The 20947-nt window shown below is 61.6% G+C and carries 16 protein-coding genes; 6 read left to right on the top strand and 10 right to left on the bottom strand.

Features of this window, described 5'->3' with window-relative positions; all coding sequences use genetic code 11:
• Nucleotides 1-12: 12 nt before the first annotated feature.
• Genes F3W81_RS04725 through F3W81_RS04715 form a run of 3 tightly spaced genes read left to right on the top strand, consistent with a single transcriptional unit; the run spans nt 13 to nt 3416 of the window.
• Nucleotides 13-747: an RNA methyltransferase gene (locus F3W81_RS04725; RefSeq protein ID WP_193082498.1), complete on the top strand. Its 735-nt coding sequence runs from the start codon at nt 13-15 to the stop codon at nt 745-747.
• Between the two features lie 56 nt (nt 748-803).
• Complete coding sequence (gene ctaA / locus F3W81_RS04720; RefSeq protein WP_193082497.1) at nt 804-1937, top strand: heme A synthase; 1134 nt, start codon at nt 804-806, stop codon at nt 1935-1937.
• Between the two features lie 3 nt (nt 1938-1940).
• Nucleotides 1941-3416 (top strand): carboxypeptidase M32, encoded by a 1476-nt coding sequence (locus tag F3W81_RS04715; RefSeq protein ID WP_193082496.1) that lies wholly within the window; start codon nt 1941-1943, stop codon nt 3414-3416.
• A 45-nt stretch (nt 3417-3461) separates the two neighbouring features.
• On the opposite strand, the gene F3W81_RS04710 is transcribed toward F3W81_RS04715, so the two are convergent.
• From F3W81_RS04710 to gyrA, 3 genes are all read right to left on the bottom strand, one after another.
• On the bottom strand, nt 3462-4187 hold the full coding sequence (locus F3W81_RS04710) for a hypothetical protein (RefSeq protein ID WP_193082495.1): 726 nt from the start codon (nt 4185-4187) through the stop codon (nt 3462-3464).
• Between the two features lie 563 nt (nt 4188-4750).
• Nucleotides 4751-5659, bottom strand: a complete 909-nt coding sequence (locus tag F3W81_RS04705) for a LysR family transcriptional regulator (RefSeq protein ID WP_226941860.1) — start codon at nt 5657-5659, stop codon at nt 4751-4753.
• Nucleotides 5628-8363, bottom strand: a complete 2736-nt coding sequence (gyrA, locus tag F3W81_RS04700; protein ID WP_193082494.1) for a DNA gyrase subunit A — start codon at nt 8361-8363, stop codon at nt 5628-5630. The genes F3W81_RS04705 and gyrA overlap by 32 nt, the downstream gene beginning before the upstream one ends.
• 190 nt (nt 8364-8553) lie before the next feature.
• Between gyrA and F3W81_RS04695 the strand changes: the two genes are divergently transcribed.
• Nucleotides 8554-8823, top strand: a complete 270-nt coding sequence (locus F3W81_RS04695) for an usg protein (RefSeq protein ID WP_193082493.1) — start codon at nt 8554-8556, stop codon at nt 8821-8823.
• Between the two features lie 3 nt (nt 8824-8826).
• Here the strand turns inward: F3W81_RS04695 and F3W81_RS04690 are convergent, their stop codons facing one another.
• From F3W81_RS04690 to hemB, 3 genes are all read right to left on the bottom strand, one after another.
• The gene (locus F3W81_RS04690) at nt 8827-9396 is read right to left on the bottom strand and encodes a carboxymuconolactone decarboxylase family protein (protein WP_193082492.1); all 570 of its coding nucleotides are present in this window, start codon (nt 9394-9396) and stop codon (nt 8827-8829) included.
• Nucleotides 9397-9537: 141 nt separating this feature from the next.
• Nucleotides 9538-10098, bottom strand: a complete 561-nt coding sequence (locus tag F3W81_RS04685; RefSeq protein WP_193082491.1) for a lipid-binding SYLF domain-containing protein — start codon at nt 10096-10098, stop codon at nt 9538-9540.
• A 166-nt stretch (nt 10099-10264) separates the two neighbouring features.
• Complete coding sequence (hemB, locus tag F3W81_RS04680; RefSeq protein WP_193082490.1) at nt 10265-11266, bottom strand: porphobilinogen synthase; 1002 nt, start codon at nt 11264-11266, stop codon at nt 10265-10267.
• Between the two features lie 238 nt (nt 11267-11504).
• Between hemB and F3W81_RS04675 the strand changes: the two genes are divergently transcribed.
• Together F3W81_RS04675 and mfd are read left to right on the top strand one after the other, a co-directional pair.
• The gene (locus F3W81_RS04675) at nt 11505-12032 is read left to right on the top strand and encodes a component of SufBCD complex (RefSeq protein ID WP_193082489.1); all 528 of its coding nucleotides are present in this window, start codon (nt 11505-11507) and stop codon (nt 12030-12032) included.
• Nucleotides 12033-12034: 2 nt separating this feature from the next.
• On the top strand, nt 12035-15508 hold the full coding sequence (mfd, locus tag F3W81_RS04670) for a transcription-repair coupling factor (RefSeq protein WP_193082488.1): 3474 nt from the start codon (nt 12035-12037) through the stop codon (nt 15506-15508).
• Nucleotides 15509-15799: 291 nt separating this feature from the next.
• On the opposite strand, the gene F3W81_RS04665 is transcribed toward mfd, so the two are convergent.
• From F3W81_RS04665 to F3W81_RS04650, 4 genes are all read right to left on the bottom strand, one after another.
• The gene (locus F3W81_RS04665) at nt 15800-16735 is read right to left on the bottom strand and encodes a bifunctional helix-turn-helix transcriptional regulator/GNAT family N-acetyltransferase (RefSeq protein ID WP_193082487.1); all 936 of its coding nucleotides are present in this window, start codon (nt 16733-16735) and stop codon (nt 15800-15802) included.
• A 53-nt stretch (nt 16736-16788) separates the two neighbouring features.
• The gene (locus F3W81_RS04660; protein WP_193082486.1) at nt 16789-18462 is read right to left on the bottom strand and encodes a tetratricopeptide repeat protein; all 1674 of its coding nucleotides are present in this window, start codon (nt 18460-18462) and stop codon (nt 16789-16791) included.
• Between the two features lie 430 nt (nt 18463-18892).
• Nucleotides 18893-20032, bottom strand: a complete 1140-nt coding sequence (locus tag F3W81_RS04655; protein WP_193082485.1) for an HD domain-containing protein — start codon at nt 20030-20032, stop codon at nt 18893-18895.
• Nucleotides 20033-20143: 111 nt separating this feature from the next.
• Nucleotides 20144-20800, bottom strand: a complete 657-nt coding sequence (locus F3W81_RS04650; RefSeq protein WP_193082484.1) for an alpha/beta hydrolase — start codon at nt 20798-20800, stop codon at nt 20144-20146.
• Nucleotides 20801-20947: the final 147 nt, after the last annotated feature.

Here is a 20947-nt window from a genome sequence, read left to right as displayed (position 1 = left end):
ATCGGAGTGCGCATGTCCCAGCCAGCTTTTGTCCTCGTCCGCCCGCAGATGGGCGAGAATATCGGCGGAGCCGCGCGCGCCATGTGGAATTTCGGCCTCGACCGGATGCGACTGGTGGCGCCGCGCGACGGCTGGCCCAATCAGAAGGCCGTGGCCATGGCCAGCGGCGCGGGGCGTTTGCTGGACGAGGCGGGGCTGTACGAGACCACTGCCGCAGCACTTGAAGATTGCCACTTCGTATTTGCCACCACCGCGCGCAACCGCGACCTCACCAAACCCGTCGTCTCGCCCGAGCGCGCGATGGAGATGGCGCGCGAAAAGATCGCTGCTGGTGAAAAGGTTGCTGTGCTGTTCGGTCCGGAAAGGGCTGGGCTTGAGAACGACGATATCGCCCGCGCCAATGCCATCATCTCGGTCCCGGTGAACCCGGAGTTTGCCTCGCTCAACCTCGCACAATGTGTGCTGCTGACCGCCTATGAGTGGCGCCGCCAGACGGGCGAGATCGCGGCCGAGCGGGTCGAGATGGCCGGCTCCGAATGGGCCAGCCAGATCGAAGTCGAGAAGCTGGCCGAGCATTACGACGAGCGTCTTGATCAGGCGGGCTTCTTCTTTCCCGAGATCAAGGCCGACAGCATGAAGCTGAACCTGCGCAATCTGTGGTCGCGGATGCCGCTGACACGCTCGGACGTGCAGACGCTACATGGCGTCCTGCGTCAGATGGTCCGATGGAAAGAACGTGGCGACTGACTTGCCGCCACCGCGCGCCGGTTCTACGGTCGCCAACGCATAAGGAGAGCCGGAAGATGAGCCAGAAGCGCAGCATTTTCGAAGAGGTCAGCCATGACCAGAAACCCGAGGTCCGCACCGGCGTGATCGACGGCGCCCGGCGCGGATCGCGCCGCGCTGTCCGCTGGTGGCTGATCCTGTTGTTCGCGCTGGTCGTGGCAATGATCGGCGTTGGCGGGTGGACCCGCCTCAGCGACAGCGGGTTGTCGATTACCGAGTGGAAACCGATCCATGGGGCTCTACCCCCGATGAACGCCGCCGACTGGCAATCCGAGTTCGAGAAATACCAGCAGATCCCGCAGTTCACCGAGCAGAACAGCTGGATGCAACCGTCTGATTTCAAATCGATCTACTGGTGGGAATGGGGCCACCGTAACCTTGGTCGCCTGATCGGCATGGTCTGGGCGCTCGGCTTTTTCGGGCTTTGGGCGGCTGGCAAGATCCCGACGGGCTGGAAGAAGCGCTGCGTTCTGATTGGCGCTCTCGGTGGCCTTCAGGGGGCGATTGGCTGGTGGATGGTCGCATCCGGCCTCGGCGAGGGGATGCTGAGCGTTGCATCCTACCGTCTGGCGACGCACCTTGGCCTCGCGTTCATCATCCTCGGCACGATCAGCTGGTACGTCCTGCTGCTGGGCCGGGAGGAGCGTGACCTGATGCAGGCCCGCCGGGTCCGCGAGAAAAAGCAGTTCGGTCTGGCGACCGGCTGGATGCACTTTGCCTTCCTGCAGATCCTCTTGGGGGCGCTTGTCGCGGGCATCGATGCGGGCCGCTCCTACACCGACTGGCCGACAATGGGCGGGCAGTTCTTCCCGCCCTATGCCTTTGATATCGAACCGCTCTGGCGCAACTTCCTTGAGAACCCCGGACTGGTTCAGTTCATTCACCGGATGTCGGGCTATCTGCTGTTTGCCTTCGGTACGGTGGCGTTTCTGCGCGGCCGCCGCTCGGTCAACCGCACGACGCGTTCGGCCTTCACGGCCGCCTGGCTGGCGATGATCCTTCAGGTCTGCCTCGGGATCGCGGCCGTGATGACCGCGGCGATGTCGCATGTCGCGATCACTCACCAGCTGATGGCGGTGGCGCTCTTCGTGCTGATCATCCGGGCGCGCTTTGCGGCGGCCTATCCTGTCTCCACCAGTGTAAGAGGCTGAGCCATGACCGCTTTGACCGACCTGTTTACCTATCAGAAAGACACCGAGGCTCTGGGCCAGATCGCGGGCCGGCTTGGCTGGGATCAGGAAACCATGATGCCGCGCGGCGCGGCCGACCAACGCGGCGAAGAGATGGCGGCGATCGAGTCCGTCCTGCATGCCCGGCGCACCGATCCGCGCATCGGAGATTGGCTGGCCGCAGCAGAGGGCGAGAGCCTGTCCGAAGTCGATGCGGCGCAGCTGCGCCATATCCGGCGCAGTTTTGAGCGGGCGAGTCGCGTGCCCGCCGATCTGGCGTCTGAGCTGGCGCGGGTCACCTCTGTGGCTCAGGGGCACTGGGCCGAGGCGCGCGGCAAGGACGACTTTGCCAGCTTCGCGCCGGTTTTGGCCCGTGTGGTCGCACTGCGTCAGCAAGAGGGGCAGGCGCTGGCGAATGGCGGCGACACCTACGACGCGCTGCTGGAGGACTATGAGCCGGGCGCCACGGCGGTTCAGCTAGAGGCGATGTTTGCCGAAATGCGCCCCCGGCTGGTCGAGCTGCGCGGCAAGGTGCTGGAAAAGCCCGCGCCTGCAGGGCTGAGCGGCACCTTTGGCGAGGCCGAGCAGATGGCCTTTACCGCCAAGCTGGCTCTGGCGTTCGGCTATGACCTCAGCCGGGGACGCATCGATATGGCGGTGCATCCGTTCTCGTCGGGATCGGGCAGTGACGTGCGGATCACCACCCGCACCAGTGCCACCGATCCGTTCAATTGCTTCTATTCAACGATCCACGAAGTCGGCCACGCCTGCTATGAGCAGAACATTGACGCAGGCTATGCGCTGACGCCGCTTGGCGGTGGCGTGTCGATGGGCGTTCATGAAAGTCAGAGCCGGATCTATGAGAACCAGCTGGGCCGCTCGCGCGCGTTCACTGGCTGGATGTTCGAGGAAATGAAGACGGCCTTCGGTGATATCGGCGTTGCAGATGCCGACGCCTTCTATGCTGCGGTGAACCGGGTGCAGAAGGACTTCATCCGCACCGAGTCGGACGAGTTGCAGTATAACCTGCACATCATGCTGCGCTTCGATTTGGAGCGCGCGTTGATCTCGGGCGATTTGCCCGTTGCGGATCTTGAGAGCGCCTGGAACACGCGCTTCAAGGCGGACTTTGGCTATGACGTTCCTAAAGCCTCGCTCGGATGTTTGCAGGATGTGCATTGGTCGCTGGGCCTGTTTGGCTATTTCGCGACCTATTCGCTGGGCAATGTCTATGCGGGCTGTCTGTCGAATGCGCTGCGCGCTGATGTTCCAGACCTCGACACTGCTCTTGCGGCGGGCAATACCGCCCCGGCGACAACATGGTTGCGGGACAAGGTGCAACGCCATGGCGGTCTGTATGAACCACGCGAGGTCATCACGCAGGCTTGCGGTGCCGCACCCACGGCAGCGCCATTGCTCGACTATATCGAGGCGAAGTTCTCGGAAATTTACGGACTTTAGGGAGAGGGGCCGGAGTTCGCTCCGGCCCTTTCCGCATCCATTGGCTTAGTAGCCGGGGTAGAGGCCGAAGCTGTCGCGGCGGCCAAAGGTGCTGCCCTTGCCGAAGGTCAGGGTCGCGCTGATCGCCGCGACCGTTGCGCCATTGTCGGTACGCCCCACCGTGCCGCCCAGGGCAAAGCCATCCGAAATCTCGTATGACGCGCCGACATAGCCATATCCACGCTCAAGCGGGCCGCCATCATCGTAGACGGCGCCCGTCAGCACGCTGAGCTGCGACAGATCTGCAAAGGAATAGGTGGCATCAAAGCCGACGCGATGACCGGTCGTGGTTTCGGCAATGTCGTCGCGCATGGCGAGGTAGCCCTCAATACCATAGCGTTCCGTGCGATAGGCGCCCTCAACACCGTAGAAGTAGGAATTGCCAGGCCGGCGATCCTCGGCGGCGAGGTAAACACCAACCGCGGCTTCCTCGGACGGCTTGTAGAAGACATGCGCGCCGGCAGAAGGCGAGGTCGAAGTGTATTGTTCGTGCTTGCCGATGCCGAGATCGAACTGAGCGCCGAAGTTATGCCAGACCATACCGGCGAACGAACCCTCGACACGTTTGGTATTGATCAGGGTGTCGGAGTTGCGCGCCAGCTCAACCTCGAACGTCCCGTTCAACGTCAGCTCCGCACGCGCGGGAGCTGCGGAGAGAACAGCCAGCGGCACGGCAAACAGCCCGATACGACCCAGATGTGTGAGGCGCGCGATCCTTTGATTAGTATTCATATCTTTGTTCCATCAAATACTGGGCCCGTTGACCGCGGACCGATGTTCTGGAGCTTAATTGGGGCAATGCTGACATAATTTCCAGTTTGCCCGAAAATTTGCCCGTAGATGCAGTGTCTGAGACACAGTTGACCAAGAGCTTTTCACGCTCACAGCCAGCGCAAGCAAGGCGCTGCAAGCGGGTCTGCTCATAAAAAATGGGTCGGCTGTTCAGGCCGACCCAGTTGAAGGGATTGACGGGGTAGAAGCGTCAAACCGTTGTTCGAAAGGTTGTTACGAATTGGGGAACTCAATCCGCCGCTGAACACGCGTGTTAAAACAACCCTTCTAGGGACACCGAAAAAATCGATATACTCTGGAAAAAAACAACCAAAGTCAGAGATCATTTCCTTGACATACGGCATGCAGAAAACGGACGCGGAACGACTAAACGCTCGGGTCCAAATGTTTTTCACGCCGTGCATCCGATAAGAAACAATGCCCGTGCGGATAGTATGAAGGGGTTGGCAAAGAGCGACAAGAAGGCCCATGGACATACCTGCCATTGCATTTTTGCAATGCGCTTAAAGTTCAGCGAAGGAATTGAAGCGCGAGGCGATCCAGTCGGCGACCAGTTGCAGCAGAGGGTCCTTGCGGCGGGTCTCATGAAAGCAGAGATACAGCGGCGTCTGCATGGGCCGGCTGTCAGGATCATAGAGGCGCAGGGCAGGGTCTTCTTTGGCGCCGATCCTTGGCATCAGCCCCGGCAGGCGCGTGGCCCGAACCGTATTGACCACTTCATGCAGGGTCTCAACACGGATAATCGGATCGCCGCCGCCCATGATCGAGCGCGCCTGTTGAGAAGGCGGGAACCGGTCATGCCGGGCATGCAGCCCAACCCAGGCGCCATCACGCGGGCTGTCGGGATAAGCGTAGACGTTGGTCGCGTATTTGCCGACAAAACGCACCACAAGCCGCCCCTGCTGCGGCCGCGTGGCCGAAACGAAGAGATCGTTATCGCCCAAGGCATCCTGATAGAACTGGCTGGTGAAGGTGATCTCAAGCCCAGGATTTTCCGCGATAAAATCTTTCAGCCCAGGATACATCACATAGGACGCTATCGAGGGCGGACAGCCGATATTGATACGCCCACGCATGGCAGAAGCATCGCTGTTGTCGCGAGCATTGAGGTAACTTTCAATCTCATTCTCGAAGGCGGTTATGCATTCGATGAGATCGCCAATCGCCTCGTTCGCAGCCCAGCCCTGAGGGGTTTTGAGAAACAGATCGAAGCCGAGGGTTTCCGAGAGCCGGGCGAGGCGGCGGGACACGGTTGCCGGATTGGTGTCCAGCAACCGTGCCGCCGCGCTCATCGAGCCTGTCTTGTGCACGGCCACCAGATAGCGCAGGTCGTCCCAGTTCTTCACGATTTCCCGGCCCCCAAGGCGCAGGACAGTGCTGTTATCCTTCGGCACTGCCTTCAGTTTCTTCATCGCCCTGATCGACAATACGTGCGACCGACACGACCTGTTCGTCGGCCCCCGTATTGAACACACGCACACCACCGGCGTTGCGCGAGCGGAACGAGATTCCGTCGACGGGCACCCGGATCGACTGGCCGCGCGTCGTGGCCAGCATGATCTGGTCGTCCATCTCGACCGGGAAGGAGGCAACGATGGCGCCGCCACGCATGGCCTTGTCCATCGCTGTCACGCCCATGCCGCCACGGCCGCGCACTGGATAATCATGCGAGGACGACAGCTTGCCGGCACCATTGGCGGTGATCGTCAGGATCAGGTTCTCGACCGCCGACATCTCGGCATAGCGTTCGTTGGAGAAGTTCGGGTCAGCGGCGACAGCGTCTTCGTCATCGCTTTCCGCGTCGTCAGCAAGACCGGCCATGGCACGGCGCATCTTGAGGTAGGCGGCGCGTTCTTCGGCGCTTGCCTCGAAGTGGCGGATGATTGCCATCGACACGACACGATCCTCACCGGAGAGGCGAATACCGCGGACACCGGTCGATTTTCGGCCCTTGAAGACGCGCACGGCGGTGGTCGAGAAGCGGATCGCACGACCGGAGTCGGTGATCAGCATGACATCGTCATCCTCCGACGCGATGCGGGCATTCACCAGCTCGACACCCTCGGGCAGATCCATTGCGATCTTGCCGTTGCGCATGACATTGGTGAAGTCCGACAGCGCATTGCGGCGCACGTCGCCAGCAGAGGTCGCGAAGACGATCTGCAGGTCTTCCCATTCTTCCTCGGGACGGTCGACGGGCATGATGGCCGCGATCGACACACCGGTCGGAATCGGCAGGATGTTGACGATCGCCTTGCCCTTGGACGTGCGGCTGCCAAGCGGCAGACGCCAGGTCTTGAGCTTGTAGACCATGCCTTCGGTCGTGAAGAACAGCAGCTGCGTATGGGTATTGGCGACGAACAGCGAGGTGACCGCGTCGTCTTCCTTCATCGAGCCACCGGACACGCCCTTACCGCCGCGACGTTGCGCACGGAAATCGGCCAGCGGCGTGCGGCGAATGTAGCCACCCGCCGTAACGGTGACGACCATGTCCTCACGCTCGATCAGGTCCTCGTCGTCCATATCACCGCCCCAATCGACGATTTCGGTACGACGGGGGACGGCAAACAGCGTCTTGATCTCACGCAGCTCGTTCGAGATGATCTCCATGATCCGCTCGCGGCTGCCGAGAATTTCGAGGTATTCGCGGATTTTCGAGGCAAGTTCCTGCAGCTCGTCCGTGACTTCCTTGACGCCGATCTGGGTCAGGCGCTGCAGACGCAGCTCCAGAATGGCGCGGGCTTGCGTCTCGGACAGGTTATAGGTGCCGTCGTCGTTCATCTTATGGGTCGGATCGTCGATCAGCGAGATATATTCGGCAATCGCCCCAGCCGGCCAGCGACGGGTCATCAACTGTTCGCGCGCTTCAGCCGCATCGGCCGAGCCACGGATCGTCGCGACGATTTCATCAACGTTGGAGACGGCGACAGCCAGACCGCAGAGCACATGGCTGCGTTCCCGCGCCTTGCGCAACAGGAAAGCGGTGCGGCGGGCGACGACTTCTTCGCGGAAATCAACAAAGGCCGACAGGAAGCCATAAAGCGTCAGCGTTTCCGGTTTACCACCGTTCAGCGCCAGCATGTTACAGCCGAAATAGGTCTGCATCGGGGTAAAGCGGAACAGCTGGTTCAACACGACCTCGGCGGTCGCGTCACGCTTCAGCTCGATCACGACGCGCACGCCCTGACGGTCGCTTTCGTCCTGAACGTGGGCAATGCCGTCGACGCGCTTTTCGCGCACCAGTTCGGCGATCTTCTCGATCATGACCGACTTGTTCACCTGATAGGGAATCTCGTCGATGATGATGGCGAAGCGGTCTTTGCGCAGCTCTTCGATATGGGTCTTGGAGCGGATGATGCAGGAACCGCGGCCTTCAAGATAGGCTTTGCGCGCGCCGGAACGGCCGAGCAGGATTGCACCTGTCGGGAAGTCGGGACCCGGCACGTATTCGATCAGATCCTCGATCGACATGTCGGGGTTTTCGATCAGCGCCAGCGTGGCATCGATCACTTCGCCCAGGTTGTGCGGCGGAATGTTGGTCGCCATGCCGACAGCGATACCGCCCGCGCCGTTGACCAGCATGTTGGGGAATTTCGCAGGCAGAACAGAAGGTTCGCGGTCCTTGCCATCGTAGTTGTCCTGGAAATCGACCGTATCCTTGTCGATATCGTCGATCAGGTAACTGGCGGTCTTGGCCATGCGCACTTCGGTATAGCGGAACGCCGCAGCCTTGTCGCCGTCCATCGAGCCGAAGTTACCCTGACCGTCGAGCAGAGGCAGGGACATCGAAAAGTCCTGCGCCATCCGCACCAGCGCGTCATAGATCGCCGAGTCGCCGTGGGGGTGATACTTGCCCATGGTGTCCGCGACGGGGCGCGACGACTTCCGATAGGGCTTGTCGTAGGTGTTTCCGACCTCGTTCATCGCGAAGATGATGCGGCGGTGCACAGGTTTTAGGCCGTCGCGCAGATCAGGGATCGCACGGCTGACAATAACCGACATCGCATAGTCGAGGTAGGAGGAACGCATTTCATCGGCGATCGAAATCGTCGGTCCGCTCGCGGGTGCGGGTACGTTTTCTGTTTCGTTTTCAGGAGGTTCCGGAGTATCGGTCAATGGACAGGCCTGTCTGCGTTTGTTCGCTATATATTGTTGAGCGGACTATAACACCGGGCTTATCTGGGGTGCAATGGTTGGTGCAACCCCGTCTTGGCAGCACTGACGTTAGACTGCCAACATGCTGTTTTTGTTGAAAATTAATTTCCCCGTGCGATGGTTTTCTGGAGGCAACTTCAGGGGCACAAAAATGGCGCAGAGCGAAACCGAGCTGATGTTGAAGGGATACGGGCTGACAACGGCGGAATTTTTCTACCGCATGCCGGATCATATCCATGTGTTGAACAGCTTTGTCTGGCAGGATTATGACATCGCACCGGACCACCCAAGGCTGTTCAAATTCATCGAATATTGGCAGACCAAGATCGAGGGGCCGCTGCATTCGGTGCGGTTTTCACACCGAAAGCAGCTCAGCTCAGGCGAATGGCGCAATGTCGTGGGTGAATTTCGCTACCACTGAGCGCTACTGCGCCTCATCTGGCACGGGCACGGCAAAGCCGTTCAGGGTGACGCTGACAAGGCAATAGAGGCCAACGAGGTAGATCAGCTCGTTCGTGCCGTGCTGGCCGAAGGTCTCTACCGCGCGATCATAGGTGGCGCGTGCCAGTTTGCGCCCCGACGCCAGCGAAATGGCCACGTCGTAACTGACGGCCTCAGGCTCGCTCATGCCAGAGGGACGGGTGCCGGCGACGATGGTGGCAATCCGGTCCTTGTCCATGCCGGCAGATTCGGCGACGGCCACATGAGCGTAAAGCTCATAAGCCGCATCGAACTGGGCACCGGTGACGAGGATGGCGACCTGACGGGCTTCCTCGGGCAGGGTGGCTTCCATGCTCATGACCTTGGTCAGATCCCAGATGGCGCCGCCGATCTTGGGCTCGTGCAGCCATGGATTCCACGGGCCCATCAGCGCGCCATCCTCGGCGACCGCCTTGAAGCTGTTGAAATTGCTGCCAATGCCTTTGTGCATATCCTCGTAAAGAGGCTTCTGAACATCGGTCAGATCATCGGGGGAAATCAGCGGAAGCCGCATGGGCTGTTCCTTTCGCGTCAAAGGGGGAGTGCACCACCCTAACGCGAGCCTTTCGAAATCGTTGCGCTGAGTGTCATCACCGCGCGTCACGATTTAGTGCTGCGGCGCAGAAAGAGCGCCGCAGCCGGTTGGCCTGTCCGCTTACGGAAGGATGCGGGAGTATTTCAGTCCTTCGACCGTGGCCCCGATCTTCAAGCCGGCTTGCGCAAAAATCACGGCAATCACCGGCGACAGCGAGGTCGTGGTATCGGCGCGCAGGGTTTCGCCCTGATCGCTGAACACCACCTCGGCGTCGGCACTGGCGACCCAACCGTCCGAGCGGCGGAATTCGGCAAGCGCCTCCTGTGTCATGAAAAACAGCACGTGGGCATATTGCTGGGCGCCGATCTGCAGACCGACATTGGCCTGCGTGGCGGAGTAGTATTCGACCGTGCCGCCACCGACGCGCAGCGCGCCGCGACCGTACCCACCGCCCAGGCCAAAACCTGCCTCAGTGATCAGCGGCATCACCAGCATACCGGCGGATTTCTGCGCGAGATCGCGTGTGCCCGGGAATTGGGAGTACATTTGCGACAGGGTCGCATCCACACGCGCGTCGATCTGGGCGGGGCCAGAGTTGCCGACACCACCGCTGCAGGCGGCCAGCGCCGGAAGGGCGGCAAGGGCCGCGAATGCGAAGGATCGTCTTGTCAGATTGCTCATGTCACTGCCTGTCTATGTCCCCATGCGCCGGGGATGCTCCTGCCTGAAGGCCCCCTTGGGAGGCCATGCACCGGTTTTCCGGCATCTCCCGCGCAGTATAAAGCCTGCACCGCGCCGTGTCACCAAATGATGAAGACCGGGCGCGGCGGACCGGGTCTGCGCGCGCTCAGACGCCGTTGATATGAGCGGCAAAAGCAGGGGCAAAGTAGCTGAGAACGCCGTCACATCCGGCACGTTTGAAGGCCATCAGGCTCTCAAGCATGGCCTTGTCGCCATCGATCCAGCCGTTCTGGGCCGCGGCCTGGATCATCGCGTATTCACCCGACACCTGATAGGCAAAGGTCGGCACGCCGAACTGGTCCTTCACGCGGCGGCAGATGTCGAGGTAGGGCATGCCGGGCTTGATCATCACCATATCCGCGCCCTCCGACAGATCACGCGCGACAAGGCGCAGCGCCTCGTCCGAATTGGCCGGGTTCATCTGATAGGTCTTCTTGTCGCCCTTCAGCGCCCCCGAAGCACCAACCGCATCGCGGAACGGTCCGTAGAACGCCGAGGCGTATTTGGCGGCGTAGCTGAGGATCATGACATTCTGAAAATCAGCGGCCTCAAGCGCGTCGCGCATGGCGCCGATGCGGTGGTCCATCATGTCGGAGGGGCCGATGATGTCGGCGCCCGCTTCAGCCTGCGACAGGGTCTGTTTCACAAGCGCCTCGACCGTGGGGTCATTCACGACCTCTCCGTCGACGACAAAGCCATCCTGACCAGTGTCGGAATAGGGGTCGAGCGCGACGTCCGTCATCACCAGCATCTCTGGCACGGCGGCCTTGATGGCGCGGATGGCCCGGTTGGTGAGGTTTCCCGGGTTCCAGGCCTCGGCGCAATCGGCGGTGCGCTTGTCGGCGGGGGTATAGGGGAACAGGCAGATCGCCGGGATCCCAAGATCAAACGCCTCGCGCGCGGCCTCGGCAATGCGATCCACGCTGCGGCGGAACACGCCGCGCATGGAGGGCACGGGCTCGATATGATTGTCACCCTCGGTCACGAAGACCGGCCAGATCAGGTCGCTGACGCTGAGCGAATTTTCCTGCACCAGATCGCGGATCGCGGCGGATTTGCGGGTGCGCCGCAGGCGGGTGGCTGGAAAGGGGGCGAAAATCGGCTGCATAGGGAGACCTCGGGGCTGCTGAGGGGCCGGTCGGGGCCCGCGACAGAGGGGTCGCACAGAACCGGACCCAAGCTCAAGGGGCAGGGTGTCGCGCTGCGCGGCTCTCAGCCGCGTGATCCTGCGGGGCCGGGGGTAGGCAACCCCGTAAAGTCGGGCTATATCCGCCTGACAGACAAGACAGGCCGTGGCACCGGAGCGATCCGACAGCCGTCACGGTGTACGAAAGGACAGAGGGCCAGTGGGCGCGGCGGCCAGTATTTTCGAACTCATTGACCTGCGGTCGTTTTCAAACCTGTGGTTCTGGATCGCCTTGGCTGTGGTCTGGTCATCCGCCAGCCATTGGGTGCTTGGCGTGCCCTTCGATGTGATCCTGCGCGCCCAGAACAAGGGCGCGAAGGCAGAGGCCGATCTGCAGGATCTTGTGCGCATCAACGTCAATCGCATCCTCACGATCTCGGACACCTCCTGGCTGCTGATTGCAGGTCTGGGGGGCTTTGCCCTGACAGCGCTGGCCTTGCTGGGCTTTCGCTACGGCGTTGAATTTGCGCAGGCTTTGTTTCTTTTGGCGCTGCCTCTGTCGCTTGTGTGGCTGCTGAGCGTGCGGGCCGCACATAAAATCGCCCGCGAGCAGCCGGGCACAGAAGATCTTTACCTGCGACTGCGCCGCCTGCGCATCGCGATCCAGGCGATCGGGTTGTTGGCGATCCTCGTCACCTCGACCTGGGGAATGTTCATCAACGCCTCACTCGGCGTATTGGGGCGCTGAAAATGGCCAATAAAACGCATATCACCCTCGGCGGTGCGCCCGAGGGGTTCGACGCCGCTCTGTTGATCGCAGAGGCCCACAAAAGTGCTGGTCCCGTCGTGCATATTGCACGTGATGACAAGCGCTTGGCCGCCATGGTTGATGCGCTGCACTTCTTTGCGCCCGACATCCCGGTGCTGACATTTCCGGCCTGGGACTGTCTGCCCTATGACCGGGTTTCGCCCAATGCCGATATCTCGGCGATGCGGATGGCGACGCTGGCGGGACTGGTGCACGGCATGCCCAGCCGGTTCATCCTGCTGACGACAATGAGCGCCGCGACCCAGAAAGTGCCCGCCCGCGAGGTGCTGCGCGACGCCGCCTTCACCGCCCGCGTTGGCGACCGGATCGACGAAAAAGCCCTGCGCAATTTCCTTGTCCGCATGGGCTTTTCGCAGAGCAATGCGGTCACGGAGCCCGGCGATTACGCGCTGCGCGGCGGGATCATCGACATCTATCCTGCGGGCAGTGGCGGGCCGGTGCGCCTCGACCTGTTCGGCGATGTTCTGGACGGCGCACGCCGCTTTGATGCGGCCACGCAGCGCACCACTGATAAGCTGGATGTCATTGAACTTGCTCCGGTTTCCGAAGTCATTCTGGACGATGCCGCGATCACCCGGTTCCGCCAGAACTATCGCATCGAGTTTGGCGCTGCCGGCACCGATGACCCGCTGTACGAGGCTGTCAGCGCCGGGCGCAAACAGCAGGGGATCGAGCACTGGCTGCCGTTCTTTCATGAGCGGCTCGAGACGCTGTTCGACTACCTGCCGGACGCGACCATCACGCTGGACGATCAGGTCACCCCGGCGCGGCTGTCGCGGTGGGACACGATCACGGACCAATACGAAACCCGCCGCATTGCCCTGGGGCAAAAGGGGCGCATGGACTCGGTCTACAAACCGGTGCCGCCAGCGCTGCTCTATCTGACGGATGCCGCATGGGAGGCGGCGATTGGCGCGCGTCGGGTGATCCAGCTGTCGCCCTTGCCACAGTCGCCGGGGGTGAACGTTCTGGATGCCGGAGGGCGTCAGGGGCGCAATTTCTCACCCGAACGGCAGCTTGAAAATATCAACCTTTTCAGCGCTCTGGCAGATCATATTCGTGCGAAACTTCACGACGGTCCGGTGGTCGTTGCGTCCTATTCCGAGGGCGCGCGAGAGCGTCTTGAAGGGCTGATCGAGGACGAAGGGCTGGGCGGTGCTGTGTCGCTGAATGATGCCTCTCGCCTCGGCAAGACCGGGCTGCATCTTGCGATCTGGCCATTGGAGCACGGGTTCACTGGCAAGTGGCGCGACCGCGCCCTGACGGTGATTTCCGAGCAGGACGTTCTGGGCGACCGGCTGATCCGCGGCGCACGCAAGCGCAAGCGGGCCGAGAATTTCCTGACCGAAACGCAGAGCCTGAGCACAGGCGATCTGGTGGTCCATGTGGATCACGGCATCGGGCGCTATCATGGGCTGGAAGTGATCACCGCCGCCGGCGCAGCGCATGAGTGCATTCTGCTTGAATATGCTGAAAACGCTCGGCTTTATTTGCCCGTCGAGAATATCGAACTGCTCTCGAAATATGGCCACGAGGAAGGCTTCCTCGACAAGCTGGGCGGTGGCGCCTGGCAGGCCAAGAAGGCCCGGCTGAAAGAACGCATCCGCGAGATGGCCGACAAGCTGATCCGCGTTGCCGCCGAACGCGCGCTGCGGCGAGCGCCGATCATGGACCCGCCCTCAGGCGAATGGGACGCGTTTCAGGCGCGTTTTCCCTACCAGGAGACCGATGACCAGCTGAGCGCCATTCACGATGTGCTGACGGATATGGAGTCCGGCCATCCGATGGATCGGCTGATCTGCGGTGACGTCGGCTTTGGCAAGACCGAGGTTGCGCTTCGGGCGGCCTTTGTTGCCGCGATGTCCGGCGCTCAGGTCGCCGTAATTGCCCCGACGACCCTGCTGGCCCGCCAGCACTATCAGGGATTTGCCGAGCGGTTTCGTGGATTTCCGATTGAAGTCAATGCATTGTCGCGCTTTGTTAGCGCATCGGACGCAACGCGCACCCGCGCTGGCATTGCCGATGGCACTGTCGATATTGCGGTCGGCACGCATGCGCTGCTGGCCAAGGGGATCAACTTCCGGAACCTCGGCCTGCTGATCATCGACGAAGAGCAACGCTTCGGGGTGTCGCATAAGGAACGTCTGAAGCAGATGCGCTCTGACGTTCATGTGCTGACGCTGACGGCGACGCCAATCCCGCGGACGCTGCAACTCAGCCTGTCTGGTGTGCGTGACCTTTCCATCATCGGGACGCCGCCGGTCGACCGTCTGGCGATCCGCACCTACGTCAGTGAATTCGATGCCGTCACCGTACGCGAGGCCCTGTTAAGAGAGCATTATCGTGGGGGCCAAAGCTTCTTCGTGGTGCCACGGCTGAGCGATCTTCCCGAGATCGAGGAGTTTCTGAAAACGCAGGTGCCTGAGGTCAGCTTCGTTGTGGCGCACGGGCAGATGGCGGCAGGCGATCTCGACAAGCGGATGAACGCGTTTTACGATGGGAAATACGATGTTTTGCTGGCCACGACGATCGTGGAAAGCGGCCTCGACATCCCGCGCGCCAATACGATGATCGTGCACCGCGCGGATATGTTCGGCCTCGCGCAGCTCTACCAGATCCGTGGCCGCGTTGGCCGCGCCAAGACCCGCGCCTATGCCTACATGACGACGACACCGCGTATGAAACTGACGGATGCCGCGCAGAAACGACTGCGGGTGCTGAGCAGTCTCGACACGCTGGGCGCCGGATTTACGCTTGCATCTCAAGACCTTGATATTCGCGGCGCCGGCAATTTGCTGGGCGAGGAGCAGTCGGGCAACATGCGGGACGTTGGGTATGAGCTGTACCAGTCGATGCTGGAGGAGGCGATTGCCAAGATCCGCTCCGGAGAGCTGGAAGGCCTGACCGAGAGCGATGGGCAATGGGCGCCGCAGCTGAACCTGGGTGTGCCGGTGCTGATCCCCGAAGACTATGTGCCGGATCTGGACCTGCGGCTGGGGCTCTATCGGCGCCTCTCAAGCCTGTCGAAGAAGGTCGAGCTGGAAGGGTTCGCGGCTGAACTGATCGACCGTTTTGGGAAATTGCCCAAGGAGGTCAATACCTTGCTGCTGGTTGTCCGGATCAAGGCGATGTGCAAGCGGGCCGGGATCGCCAAGCTGGACGCGGGGCCGAGGGGGGCCACGATCCAGTTCCACAACGACAAGTTCGCAAGCCCTGAGGGGTTGGTGGCCTTCATCCGCGATCAGGGTGGCACGGCACGGGTCAAGGATAACCGTATCGTGCTGCAAAGCGACTGGAAAAGCGATGGAGAGCGGATCAAGGGTGCCTTTGCGATCGCCCGGGATCTGGCGGAAATTGTGGTGACCAAAGAGAAGAAGGCGAAGGCCCGCAGCTGACGGATTGTGCATTCGTGCAAGCACTGGAAATCGCTGATTTTCCAGGTCGGTATCAGAACGGTGTCGCGTCGGTATCTGGTCGGTGCGGGGCTTCGCTGCACGGCCTGCATCGATGGTGCGAATTTGCTGCCGCGATTGTTCTCGCTGCCTCGCTGAGCTGTTTTGAATGTCGTGGCTAGCGCAATTTGCAAATGCCATGTCGCTACTTTGCAAAGGCACTTGCTGCAATTCTGCAAATTTTGGTGTGCCTATTTGCAAATCTCTCGGCGAAGCCTGCCGGCACTATCAAGGTCAGGAAACGCCAGGCGAGCGACCGATCTTCTTTTCAAAGAAAAAATCTGGGTAAGGATCATCGTTGAAACGATCAATCTCGACCCAGCCAGAGGCGCGATAGAGGTTCACCGCCTCGGGGAGCGCGCTGTTGGTGTCCAGCCGCAGATGTGTGTAGCCGAGATCGCAGGCGATCTCTTCGACACGGGTCATCAGGTCCCGCGCCAGCCCAAGGCCGCGAGCGGCGGGCGAGACCCAGAGACGCTTGATCTCTGCCTTGCGAGGCGAGTCGGCCTGATCCAAGTCCATCGGATCAGCAGAGGCACCGGACCCTTTCAGGCCAACACACCCCAACGGCAGTCCGTCGGAGAGCGCGACGAGGAACACGCCCCGCGGTCGGATCATGTCGGCGGCGTCGGGATCGCAGGACAGCGAAACGTCGAAGCCGCGCTCAAAACGTCGCGCAAGCTCGCTATAGTATTCACCGAGGCAAAAAACTGCGGCCTGGCATCGCGGATCCTGTTCGGTGATCAGAATGCGGTCGCGCCCGAGCACGGAGGCGACCAGATCCATCGCAGCGAGCAGCGCCTGTGGCTTGGGGTGACGTGAAAAGAGCGCCTCGGCACGGCTATCCGACAGGCTTTCGTAGGCGGTAAACTCTGCTTGGCCAGCCTCTGTCAGACGGGCGATACGGCGGCGGGCATCGGCTTCATCGGGTGTCGTCGTCAGCAGACCTTCGCCTTCTAGACTGCGCAAAAGCCGGCTCATCAAGCCCGAGTCAAGGCCGAGATAATCACGGATTTCAGACACTTCTGTGAAACCCTGACCGATCGCATTCAATACGCGCGCGGCGCCAAGGGGGCGGCCGCGACCAAGGAAGGAGTGATCCAGCGCCCCGACCTCGGTGGTGACGGCGCGGTTGAAACGGCGGAGACGGGCGATGGGATCATGGGTCATGTCGCTGACTTAGGTCAGATAATAATACCTCGTCAATAGATATCTGACCGAAGTCAGCTAGGTGAGGCGCAGCATTTCGGGTCCATGGCAGCTTGGGCGCAAAAGCACGAGGCGGCAACTTCTGTGTCGGCGCGGGCCAGGGCAAAGTCTAGGCGCTGGCGAATGAGAGGCAATTCTGCAGTGTCATTTCGCGCTTTAAGACAGTCATGCAAGCCCTTCAGAGACCATACATTATCGGGATGGATAGAAGCGCGTGACAGAGTATTGTTGAGGCCAAGGTCAATGCGATAGGTATCCTCGGCCTCGGCAATGTGACCCTGCTCAAACAACAGCGCGCCGAGGGCATGGCGCGGCGGTTGCATCCAGCCCCAAGGCTCATCATAGGGCAGCGCGTCATCAAGCGCGATGGAGCGACGCAATTCAGCGAAGGCGGCGTCGAAATCGCCCTGGCGGTAAAGGATTTCGCCCCGCAACATGGCCTTCGCGACCTCGATCAGGTCGATGACCCGGTTGTTGTGCAGCAGGCGGGTGGCGGGGACGCGGGCGGCAGATGCGAGGAAGATGCCTTCTGCCTCAATGGCTTCAGCGACGTTGTTGAGCGCGGCATGGGCGAGCGCCTTGCCGTAGAGCGTGAAGGTGGTGAGGCAGCGGAACAGGTCAGGATCGTCTGGCAACGGCATCTCGATCAGTTGCTGCCAGCGGCCGAAACGGATCAGAACATGAGGCTCGAACCCAAGGAAAGCCTCAAAGAAATCGGCCATGGGTGGGCTTTCGATGCGCAGCATGTCGTCGGGGGTTGTCGCGCGCAAGTCACGAACGGCCTGCATGGCGGGGTCGTATTGTCCAAGGAAAAGAGCGCCATAGAGGACAAAGTGAAGGTTATGTTGACGGTAGCCGGTGTAGAAATCCATGCCGCCGCGGGTCTGGTACCACTTCATGTCGGCAGCGACGGCGCGCTGGTTCCAGGCGACGACATTGGCGTAGTCGCCGCAGAGCACGTCGATATGGGTGGGCATGTGGACGAGGTGGCCCGCATCGGGCACCAACGTGCGCAGGGCGTCGGCGGCAGGGAGCGCGGCTTCGGGGGTCGGCGACATCTCCATCAGGTGAATGTAGAGATGCAGCAGTCCCGGGTGCTGCAGCGCGTCAGGACGAGCCAGTGCGGCCTCCAGCACCCTGCGGCACTCGAGCGTGGCGGGGCTGGTCGGGTCGCCGGTGGTGAGATCCCACATCTTCCAAGGGGTCAGGTTCAGCAGGCTTTCGGCGAAGATCGTGGCCACCTCGGGCGATGTGTCAAAGTTGGCGTGGACGTCGCGCATCGCATTTGCAAAGTCATGATCCCAAATATGCAAATCGGGGTTCGGGGTGCTTTGCGGATAGCGCGCGGGCAAAGCATTGATCAGCGCGGCCTCAAGCGGGCTCACGCGGTCAGTCAGAGCGAGGGCGGTGCGCATCGCGTCTGTTGCCTGAGCCAAAGCAGTGCTGCGGGTCTTGTCGTCCTGAAGCGCCCATGGGTAGTTGTAGTTCGGACCTGAGGCATAGGCGATGCCCCAGTGGGCCATGGCGCAGGCAGGGTCGGCCTGAATGGCGCGGCGGAAGCACGCGATGGCTTCCTCGTGGTGGTAGCCATAGGTCCAGATCAGGCCGCGATCGAACCAGATCTGCCCCTCGGTCGAGGATGTGGTGACGGCAAAGCTGTAGCTGCCGAGATCGAAATAGGGGTCCATGCGCCGGTCCTTCTGGGGTCGGACCCAGAATGGCGGATCGGCGTGGCAGAGGCCAGAGGCCTGCGCGGTCCGTGCGAAAGTTAAAAGCATGCGAGCGGTCAGAGTACACCGGCCGCAGGAAAATCAGCCAGGTAGACAATCATAGCGTGGAGCGGTGCAGGCAGAGCGGCGGGAGGGAGAACAGAGGGCTGCGCGTTCCCTGCGAAGGATAGAGAGAGCAGCGAGCAGGCTGTACCGGCCCTATGACAGTGGCCCAAACGCGACGAACATAGGGCGGAGCCGGTTCTGACAGAGTGGCGCGGTAAAGGCCAAGGCATCGCGCGATGTCCAAAAGAGAGAGCGACACCAGCGGGCGGAACGCAGCGGATACAGGCCGTCGCTCATGTTCACTCTTTTCGGGCGCAGCGGTTAAGACAGAGCCTTGCGGGCCTCAGGACAGAAGTGCGGCGATTTTCGGGCTGACATGCGCCCAGAGTTCGGGGACGGAGCGGCGCACGGCGGCGCCGACTCGGGCATCGACCATCTCGTAGGTCACGTTGTGGCTGCGCCAGGAGACGCCCTTGGAGGCGATGTTCTGCATTGGCGGTTGGAAGCGGTCCAGCGCCTTTGCAAAGCGGGCATCAGGGGTTTGCGAACCCTCGAACTCATGCCAGAGGGCGTTGAGAGCCGCGCCTTGTTCGGTCGGCAGAAGGCCGAAGAGGCGAGCGGCGGCGGCCTCCTCAAGATCGGCCATGGCGGCCTGAGAGGCCTCGGTCTGGGCGTAGATCGGGGCGTCGCCGGCGTCGATCTCAACCAGATCATGCAGCAAAAGCATACGGATAACGCGGAAGGACGAGACGCCTTCTGGGGCGTGTTCGGCCAGCGTCAGCGCGTAGAGCGCGAGGTGCCAGGAGTGTTCGGCGGAGTTCTCAAACCGCGAGGCATCGCAGAGGGTCGTCGCGCGGACGATGTTTTTCAGCTTGTCAGCCTCGGCCACGAAGGTCGTGCGGGCGATGGTGTCGGGATCGGTGCCCGAGAGCTCGGACTCGAGATGGGCGAAAAGGTCGGGCAGAGTCTCGTGGATCAGGCGGGCGCGGCCGGTGGCGCAGTTGTCGCGGGCGACCAAGGCGTGATCGGCGCGGCGCGGATTGGCGGCCCAGACCTGAATGACCGGCACGGCGTAGTCGATGGACTTGGCGAGTCGGGCGTCGGGGGTCTCGTTGGCTTCGAACTCGGACCATAGGGCGTGGAAACGGGCGCCCTGATCGGCGGGCAGCAAGGCAAAGAGGCGCGTGGCGGCGGCGTGCTCAGCCTCGGCCAGTGCGACGGTATCATGAGGCAGATCAATGGGTTGGTCGCCTGCGTCGATCTCAACCAGATCATGCAGCAGGATCATCGACAGAACGCGATCCAGACGCTCAGGCGCGAGGTCGGGCAGGAAGATCATCGCGGCGAGGGCGGCTTGCCAGGAATGCTCGGCCGAGTTTTCGGCGCGCGACTGATTGGTCAGGGTGGTGGCGCGGGTGACGCTTTTGAGCCGATCAGCCTCGGTCAGGAAGGCGAGCTGGGCGTCGAGGCGTGTGATATCCATGGGGTCCTGTCCGGTCTGCGGCGTTTGGCGCAGGGGTATGCCGGTCGCGCGCCAAGCGCAAGGCAGGGACAGGGGGCCACGGCCCCCATCGTGGGGACCGTGGAGAGAAGCTTAGCGGCTGGTTTCCGTGAGGCGACGTTTGACGTAGTCGCTGACGGTGCCGATCATGTTTTCCATCTGATCGCCTTCGGAGAAGAAGTGGCCCGCACCCGGAACTTCGTCATGGGTGACGGTGATGCCCTTCTGCTCTTGCAGCTTGGAGACAAGCGTCGTGGTGTCGGCGGGGGGCGCGACACGGTCGGCGCCGCCGTTGATGATCAGACCGGACGCCGGGCAGGGCGCCAGGAACGAAAAGTCGTACATATTGGCAGGCGGGCTGACCGAGATGAAGCCGGTGATCTCGGGCCGGCGCATCAGCAGTTGCATGCCGATCCAGGCACCGAACGAGAAGCCAGCAACCCAGCAATGCTTGGAGTTGTTGTTCATCGACTGCAGGTAATCGAGGGCGGAGGCAGCATCAGACAGCTCGCCAATCCCCTGATCGTATTCGCCCTGGCTACGGCCCACGCCACGGAAGTTGAACCGCAGCACGGTGAAGCCCATGTTGTAGAAGGCGTAGTGCAGATTGTAGACGATCTTGTTGTTCATCGTCCCGCCAAACTGCGGGTGCGGATGCAACACGATGGCAATCGGCGCGTCACGGTCTTTTTGTGGGTGGTAACGCCCTTCAAGGCGACCTTCGGGTCCGGGAAAGATGACCTCGGGCATTATGGAGAATCCTCGTGTGTGGTGCTATATTCTTGACGAATTTTATCGGGCACCTTAGAAATGTTCTAAACCGGCCGGACGGGTCCGGCGCGGGCTATCCAGCCAGATAGTCTGCGCGGGCGCTAAGGTCAATGAAATCAACCTCTC

The sequence above is a fragment of the Pseudooceanicola spongiae genome (assembly GCF_014899185.1).
Classification (GTDB): domain Bacteria; phylum Pseudomonadota; class Alphaproteobacteria; order Rhodobacterales; family Rhodobacteraceae; genus Pseudooceanicola; species Pseudooceanicola spongiae.
The sequence above is the reverse complement of the archived record's forward strand: the minus strand, read 5'-3'. Positions and strand labels throughout refer to the sequence as shown.

Bases quoted from the DNA above. Each gene is read 5' to 3' on its own strand.
- F3W81_RS04725 (WP_193082498.1), top strand. From the start codon at position 13: ATGTCCCAGCCAGCTTTTGTCCTCGTCCGCCCGCAGATGGGCGAGAAT.
- ctaA (WP_193082497.1), top strand. From the start codon at position 804: ATGAGCCAGAAGCGCAGCATTTTCGAAGAGGTCAGCCATGACCAGAAA.
- F3W81_RS04715 (WP_193082496.1), top strand. From the start codon at position 1,941: ATGACCGCTTTGACCGACCTGTTTACCTATCAGAAAGACACCGAGGCT.
- F3W81_RS04710 (WP_193082495.1), bottom strand. From the start codon at position 4,187: ATGAATACTAATCAAAGGATCGCGCGCCTCACACATCTGGGTCGTATC.
- F3W81_RS04705 (WP_226941860.1), bottom strand. From the start codon at position 5,659: ATGAAGAAACTGAAGGCAGTGCCGAAGGATAACAGCACTGTCCTGCGC.
- F3W81_RS04695 (WP_193082493.1), top strand. From the start codon at position 8,554: ATGGCGCAGAGCGAAACCGAGCTGATGTTGAAGGGATACGGGCTGACA.
- F3W81_RS04690 (WP_193082492.1), bottom strand. From the start codon at position 9,396: ATGCGGCTTCCGCTGATTTCCCCCGATGATCTGACCGATGTTCAGAAG.
- F3W81_RS04685 (WP_193082491.1), bottom strand. From the start codon at position 10,098: ATGAGCAATCTGACAAGACGATCCTTCGCATTCGCGGCCCTTGCCGCC.
- hemB (WP_193082490.1), bottom strand. From the start codon at position 11,266: ATGCAGCCGATTTTCGCCCCCTTTCCAGCCACCCGCCTGCGGCGCACC.
- mfd (WP_193082488.1), top strand. From the start codon at position 12,035: ATGGCCAATAAAACGCATATCACCCTCGGCGGTGCGCCCGAGGGGTTC.
- F3W81_RS04665 (WP_193082487.1), bottom strand. From the start codon at position 16,735: ATGACCCATGATCCCATCGCCCGTCTCCGCCGTTTCAACCGCGCCGTC.
- F3W81_RS04660 (WP_193082486.1), bottom strand. From the start codon at position 18,462: ATGGACCCCTATTTCGATCTCGGCAGCTACAGCTTTGCCGTCACCACA.
- F3W81_RS04655 (WP_193082485.1), bottom strand. From the start codon at position 20,032: ATGGATATCACACGCCTCGACGCCCAGCTCGCCTTCCTGACCGAGGCT.
- F3W81_RS04650 (WP_193082484.1), bottom strand. From the start codon at position 20,800: ATGCCCGAGGTCATCTTTCCCGGACCCGAAGGTCGCCTTGAAGGGCGT.